The organism is Rhizobium sp. CSW-27 (assembly GCF_018760785.1).
GTDB lineage: Bacteria > Pseudomonadota > Alphaproteobacteria > Rhizobiales > Rhizobiaceae > Neorhizobium.
Map to the genome: position 1 here is coordinate 1 of NZ_JAHHZO010000043.1, position 3,158 is coordinate 3,158.

The 3,158-nt window shown below is 59.6% G+C and carries 2 protein-coding genes; both read left to right on the top strand.

Annotated elements, in window-relative coordinates; translation table 11 throughout:
• The first annotated feature begins 581 nt into the window (after positions 1–581).
• A complete protein-coding gene (gene ltrA / locus KLP42_RS26380) occupies positions 582–2,273 on the top strand; it encodes a group II intron reverse transcriptase/maturase (protein ID WP_215571137.1) in 1,692 nt (563 codons plus the stop codon).
• Between the two features lie 31 nt (positions 2,274–2,304).
• Positions 2,305–3,021 carry an ArdC family protein gene (locus tag KLP42_RS26385; protein WP_252193288.1) on the top strand — a complete coding sequence of 239 codons (717 nt, stop codon included), beginning with the start codon at positions 2,305–2,307 and terminating at the stop codon, positions 3,019–3,021.
• The last annotated feature ends 137 nt before the right edge of the window (positions 3,022–3,158 follow it).

The following is a 3,158-nucleotide window of genomic DNA, read 5'->3' on the forward strand; positions in this document are numbered from 1 at the left end:
CAGGCTGTGCGACGTGAAGGTCGCATGAAAGGAGTGACCCATGGGTCCATGAGTAGTGTTCAACTCTGTCGCCACTTTCCCCATGCGACGTCGGTAACGGCGTGGTGTGAAGCGGGAATGAAAGCCCAAGATGGAAATGCAGCCAACGCATTTTGTCGGGCGAGGCGAAGGTCGGAAGGGCGAACGCGAGTGAATTCTCATCGAAACGCGCCGTGAGGTAGTAAGGCCGTAACCGTTGGTTGACACGGCCGAGCTGGGCAAATGCGAACTGGGGTGAGCTTGGCCCCACCGCGAACACCGCGCCCCGGCGTACTGAGAGCGCCCGCCCCGACCGCATCTCCTTCATGTGGAACACGGAAACCCCGATGGGAACCGGTGGCAACGCCGGTAGGCCGACCGTAAGGGAAGCTGAATGCCCAGCGGGAACAGGAAGACCCAAGAAGCGAATGCTGGCAGATCGAAAGATCAAGGGAATCCATAACCTGCCGGATAGAGCAATGCTCAAGCCGAAAGGCTGCTGACGTGGGTTTGGTGAACCGCCCGAAGACGTTGTGATGATTGCTAACCGAGGGAAAAGTTAGGTGCGGAATTCTTCTGCAAACGGAACCAAGGGACAGACCGACTGGAATGCCGTCAACTGGCGGCAAGTCAATCGACGCGTCCGCAATCTGAGACAGCGCATCTTCCGGGCGTCCCGTGAGAACGACCTTGCCAAGGTGCGTTCTTTACAGAACTTGATGCTTCGGAGTTACTCAAACACGCTGAAAAGCGTGCGCCAGGTCACTCAGGAGAACAAGGGAAAATACACTGCTGGCGTAGACGGCATCGTCACGACGACCGTCGAGGATCGCAACGAGTTGGCCGACAGCCTCATGTCGGTTCAGCCGTGGCGAGCAGCGCCAGCGCGTAGGGTGTATATTCCGAAGGCAGGCGGGAAACTGCGCCCCCTTGGAATCCCAACCATCCGTGACCGAGCTTTGCAGGCGCGGGTGAAAAACGCGCTCGAACCCTTCTGGGAGGCACGCTTCGAGCCTTGCAGCTATGGGTTCAGGCCGGGACGGGGATGCCACGATGCCATAGCGAGAATCTACAATGTCGCCGCACCAGTGCGCCGCCGCCGATGGGTTCTCGATGCTGACATCAAAGGGGCGTTCGATAACATCGACCATGAATTCCTGCTCAACGCCATTGAAGGGTTCCCTGCAAAGGAGCTCATTCGTCAGTGGCTGAAAGCGGGGTACATGGAGCGCGGGGTCTTTCACGACACCGATAGTGGTACGCCGCAAGGTGGCGTGATCAGTCCTCTGCTCGCCAACATCGCCCTGCACGGCATGGAGGCCGCGGTTGGTGTGAAATACATCACCCGCGGCGACAATGTCGGCAAGCGGTGTTTGATCCGCTACGCAGACGATTTTGTCGTCTTCTGCGATAGCGAAGAAGATGCGTGTCAGGCTCGGGTGGAACTATCCGCCTGGCTGGCAGCGCGGGGCCTTGTCCTCTCAGACGAGAAGACGCGGATAGTGCATCTATCCGATGGGTTCGACTTCCTCGGCTTCAACATCCGCCAATATCGGAGTCCGGAAACCCGATGGGGCTGGAAGCTGCTGATCAAGCCTTCCCGGAAATCGGTGAAGTCGCTGAAAGCCAGGATGGTACGGGAATGGCGCGGACTGGACGGTCAGAACATAGTCACCGTCCTTACTCGGCTGAACCCGATCATTCGAGGCTGGAGCAACTATTACCGGAGCGTGGTATCGAAACGGCTATTCGCCCAACTTGACAGCTGGATCTTTGGCAAAGAGGTCCGTTGGGCGCGGAAGACACATCCGCAAAAGCCATGGTACTGGGTCACGCGCAAATACTGGGGTAAGTTACACCCCAAGAGAATGGACTACTGGGTCTTCGGCGATGCTGCCGGAGACGGTGGCCGTCTCATCAAGTTTGCGTGGACCCCGATCGTTCGGCATATCCTTGTGAAAGGGGGCGCATCGCCAGATGATCCAGTCCTCCGAGACTATTGGGTGCGGCGAAGATCGCGTCAGCATGCCGAGCTTTCCGGTCGGCAACAGGCCCTCGCCAAAGAACAAGGAGGCATGTGCTTCCGCTGCGGTGAGACCCTGCACAACGACGAGGCCCTGTGCGTTCACCACATCTCGGCACCTCGCCTTGGTGGGAAACGCACACTCGATAATCAGCGCCTCATGCACCTCTACTGCCATCTCCAAGCTCTCGCTGCGGAGAGGAGTGAACGGGATCGCAAGCGGTTTGCTTGAGCCGTGTGCGGGGAAACTCGCAAGCACGGTTCTGAGGGGGCGGGGCAGCGGCGACGCTGCCCCGCTACCCGACCTCGAACTGGGCGGAGCCGTGCGAAAGGGCGAAACGGGCTCGACGGTGGTCTTCGCCAGTCGGTTCACCAAATCGGTGGCCGACGGGAGCGGCACCGATGTGGATCGGGAAATCCCGTTCCTGAAGGCCTATTCGGTGTTCAACATCGAGCAGATCGATGGTCTGCCCGACACCTATTATGCCCCGCCGGCCAAGGTGCAAGATCCTGTCGAGCGCATCGAGAGCGCCGATCGCTTCTTCAAAGCGACCGGCGCGGTCATCCGCCACGGCGGCAATCAGGCCTACTATTCACCCGTCATGGACTACATCCAGATGCCGCCATTCGAGGCGTTTCGCGATGCGGCAGGATACGCGGCCGTCCTCAGCCATGAGGCAACGCACTGGACTGCGGCAGAAAATCGAGTTGGGCGTGACCTGTCACGCTATGCAAAGGACCGGACGGAACGAGCCCGTGAAGAGCTCGTCGCCGAGCTCGGCAGTTGCTTCCTTTGCGCCGATCTCGGCATCGCGCCTGAGCTCGAGCCACGTCCCGATCATGCGTCCTACCTGCAGTCGTGGCTGAATGTGCTGGCAAACGACAAGCGAGCGATTTTTCAGGCTGCGGCTCACGCGCAGCGCGCGGTCAGTTTTCTGCATTCCCTGCAGCCGGAAGCGGATCTCAAGGCTGCGGCCTGAGCATCAGGCGCGGTCGTCACCACCGTTGGCGGCCGCTTCTTCCATATCACGCTGATCTTGGAGACCTTGTGCGATGTTAGTCTCCAGCTTTCCCCAGATCGACGGTTTCAGAGCGTCGGGTTTCGGTTTGCGGGACG